Genomic DNA, 3,638 nt, shown 5'->3' with positions numbered 1-3,638 from the left:
ATCTACATCTAGCTTTTCTTTGAAAATCATGTAATGAATTAAAATACCTATATCAATTAAAGTGATCTTTTTAATCTCAGATAGGAATTGATAGTAGGATAATCCTTTTTGTATGTTATCAACCGAGTTAAATCTTCTCATAAGCTTAATTGCCATTTCGTCTGATACCTTTGGATAGGTAGTGGGACCAATTATAATAGTTCCTTTTATATCGTTATGATTTGTTATATGAATTAGGACGAAATTCTCAAGATAACTGTTACCTCTGAAAAGTGGGAAGTTGTTGAGATCATTTTCTTGATAAAGCTCACTAAGATGTTCTTCATTAGAAGAATAAAAGGGACTACAAATATCATTAGAAGTAGAATGATATAGGATTTTTTTACCTGTAGATAAAAATTGAACAGGTACATTAAACGTTTTGTGTATGAGATCACACAAGTATTGTAAGTCAATGGAATCATTCATTATTTTCTCCTCTTACTCAGATTAAACGATAAATCTTCACATAGTTACTGCATAGATTCATAGAATAGTTTTCATTAGGTACCATATTCCTGAAAATATTACTTTGAACTACTCACCACTTAACGTCTTAACGGACTGTTTGAAGTGGGAGATTCCTAAGTACGGAAACCTATCGGTTTCTAATTGATTAGGCTATCCCCGTAGTCCCTACGGTTAAGAGACGAATCGCTTCGTTTCTAAGATTCAGTCCTGCGTTAATATCTCTATCGTGATGTGTGCCACAAGAAGGACARTCCCATTCACGAAGATTTAGATTTTTAACGTCTTTATTTTGGTAACCACAATTTGAACATAGCTGACTAGAAGCAAATGTTTTTGAGACAACTACAACTTGCTTCCTGTACCATTTTGCTTTATATTCCAACATATTTCGAAATTGTGACCAAGATACTTCACTGATTGCTTTGGCAAGTTTCCYGTTTTTTAGCATATTGCTTACTTGTAGATCCTCAATACCAATTACATCGTGGTTTTTGATGATTTCGGTAGAGATTTTATCCAAGTARTCTTTTCTTGCATTAGTAATATGTTCATGGACYCGTGCCACTTTCACACGTTGTTTATTCCAGTTCGAAGAACCTTTCGTTCTTCTGGAAAGGATGCGTTGTGCTTCCGCTAATTTTTTTTCTAATGTACGAAAGAATTTAGGGTTTTTGTATGTAGTTCCATTTGAAAGAATAGCAAAATCCTTTAATCCCATATCAATCCCAACAGAAGATCCTGTTTTCGGTAATTCTTTTACTTCTGTCTYAACTAGCAAAGATACAAAGTATTTACCACTTGGATTCCGTCTAATGGTARCATTTAGAATACGTCCCGTTACCTCACGGCTCTTTGCAAACTTCACAAGTCCGATTTTAGGTAGTTTTATTCGATTGCCTATCACAGCGATATTTCCATTTGTTTCTTTCGTTGTGTAAGATTGGATTTTATTTCGTTTGGACTTGAATCGTGGAGGATCATTCTGTTTCTTGAAAAAGCGTGAAAAAGCATCTTCCAGATTTTTCAATGTAGATTGAAGCGCAATACTATCTACTTCTTTTAACCATATCGTATCATTCTGTTTTTTTAATTGAGTGAGCTCGGCAGAGCAAGAATTATATGTTAATCCTTTCCCTGTTTCTTTGTAAGTATTGTTCCACATAGTAAGGAAGCGATTGAACACAAATCGACTACAACCAATAGTTTTCGCAATTAAGATTTCTTGTCTTTTGTTCGGGTAAATACGAAATTTATATGCTTTATTTATTAACATTGATTGCACCTCACTTTCTAGCATTCTTCTTAATAGTATACAAAATAAGTAGGCTTACGCCTACCGACATTCATCTCCCACCTAAAATTGGTATTTCACACCTTCACATTTYTGAGAAAGGAGTCTTCTGTCTGAAAATGATAAATAATATACCTTTAGCAAATGGCTATCAACCTAAAAAGTTATACATTTCCCTTTGAATACTATCAAATAAAAGTAAAACTGAAATTAAAGAATATTAAACAGGTACAGTAAACATCTTACGTATAAGGTCATATAAGTACTGTATCTCAATAGAATTATTCATTATCTTCTTCTTTTAATTAGATTGAACACCAAGTTTTCACACAATTAACGCATGGATTCATACAATACATTTCGTTGAGAGCAATCCCCCTAAAAAAAGAAAAATGACAAAAAAGTACAAGTTATAACGAAATTCCACCATATTTTTTCATGGAAATCATATATTATTTGGTAATTAGTATCTAAATATAGAAAGAGAAATTTGTATCATAGGTATTTAATTTAATCCTAGGAGAATAAGCTTGATGCGAAATGAAAAAGAATTGTTAAAGCAATGGAAAGCAGATTTGCATGCAATTAAAGAGGAAAAGAAAATAAAAAAAAGGAAAAAGAAAAATAGTAAAAAATATGCGATTTCTGGTAGTACAGCAAACTTTATGAATAGCAAAAATGTATTTTATAAAAAGAACGGGGTTTGGAGACAAAGTAATCATACCCAAAGAAATGATTGAAAGACCATTTCCATAATGTATGAAGAAAAGGAAATACATAAATGCTTTTCCGATTAATTATTTAGTAAATATTTTTGTTTATTCAGTTAATAGTATTAAAAAACATGTAAATATACCAAAATTAAACCCTTAAAAAACGTTTTTCCGGAAGAATGATTGTACTCATGATTTTTATCAAAAAGGGTGGATTTGCTCGTATGATTTCCATATGGTAAATATTCTAATGGATAAATCAAGAGGGTGGGGAGTTTTAATAATTTTGTAGAGAACAATTTTCATTTTATCAAGAGGTATTTAAGACCTGAATCGAATAAGGGTGAAATGTAAGGGAGAGAAAATGACAAATTTAACCAGAAATTTATACATATTAAATTAATACAATTTTTGTGAAAGAATTACCATAAATTAATTAAGAAAACTGTTATCCTTATTAAATATTGTAATGATCAATTTTTAGTGAAATTTAAATAATTTAGGAGAAAATGTGAAAATGACTATTTATGAAAAAAATGCAGAAATTTTAAAAGTAATATCACACCCAATTCGAATTAAAGTTATAGCAGAACTGGTTCAAAGAGGGGAATGCAGTGTAAATCAAATAGTGGATATCTTAGGAATTCCACAGTCTACTACATCCCAGCATTTAGCAAAAATGAAATCTCAAAAAATGGTTAAATGTAGGCGAAAAGGATTAGAAAATTATTATAGTGCCTCAGATAAAAATATAAATACTATTGTAGAGATACTACTAGGTAAAAAGCTGTTTTAATGCAAAGTGGGCATTTATTTTAAAGAAGATAAAAATGAGTGTCCAAATAAACGTTTGGTTCTTATATATGATTAATAGGGTTCAAAGGAATTAAATATTATATACAAGGGGCGAGTTGCTCCAATGGGAATTGTTATACAGGTTGAACTACTCACCACTTAACGTCCTAACGGACTGTTTGAAGTGGGAGATTCCTAAGTACGGAAACCTATCGGTTTCTAATTGATTAGGCTATCCCCGTAGTCCCTACGGTTAAGAGACGAATCGCTTCGTTTCTAAGATTCAGTCCTGCGTTAATATCTCTATCGTGATGTGTGCCACAATAAGG

3 protein-coding genes and 1 pseudogene are annotated in these 3,638 nt (G+C 31.5%); 2 read left to right on the top strand and 2 right to left on the bottom strand.

Annotation, left to right across the window (positions count from 1 at the left end):
• Positions 1 to 468: pseudogene (locus tag AC1DTM_RS20360) on the bottom strand (AraC family transcriptional regulator); the annotation flags it as partial.
• 187 nt (positions 469 to 655) lie between these two features.
• Positions 656 to 1,783: an IS200/IS605 family element RNA-guided endonuclease TnpB gene (tnpB, locus tag AC1DTM_RS20355; protein ID WP_477000737.1), complete on the bottom strand. Its 1,128-nt coding sequence runs from the start codon at positions 1,781 to 1,783 to the stop codon at positions 656 to 658.
• A gap of 551 nt (positions 1,784 to 2,334) precedes the next feature.
• Here tnpB and AC1DTM_RS20350 point away from each other — a divergent pair.
• Together AC1DTM_RS20350 and AC1DTM_RS20345 are read left to right on the top strand one after the other, a co-directional pair.
• The gene (locus AC1DTM_RS20350; protein ID WP_088099821.1) at positions 2,335 to 2,541 is read left to right on the top strand and encodes a hypothetical protein; all 207 of its coding nucleotides are present in this window, start codon (positions 2,335 to 2,337) and stop codon (positions 2,539 to 2,541) included.
• Positions 2,542 to 3,031: 490 nt separating this feature from the next.
• On the top strand, positions 3,032 to 3,310 hold the full coding sequence (locus AC1DTM_RS20345) for an ArsR/SmtB family transcription factor (RefSeq protein ID WP_088099822.1): 279 nt from the start codon (positions 3,032 to 3,034) through the stop codon (positions 3,308 to 3,310).
• Positions 3,311 to 3,638 lie beyond the last annotated feature (328 nt).

This window comes from Bacillus sp. P4_D3 (genome assembly GCF_056401855.1).
The sequence above is the reverse complement of the archived record's forward strand: the minus strand, read 5'-3'. Positions and strand labels throughout refer to the sequence as shown.

Bases quoted from the DNA above. Each gene is read 5' to 3' on its own strand.
- AC1DTM_RS20345 (WP_088099822.1), top strand. From the start codon at position 3,032: ATGACTATTTATGAAAAAAATGCAGAAATTTTAAAAGTAATATCACAC.
- AC1DTM_RS20350 (WP_088099821.1), top strand. From the start codon at position 2,335: ATGCGAAATGAAAAAGAATTGTTAAAGCAATGGAAAGCAGATTTGCAT.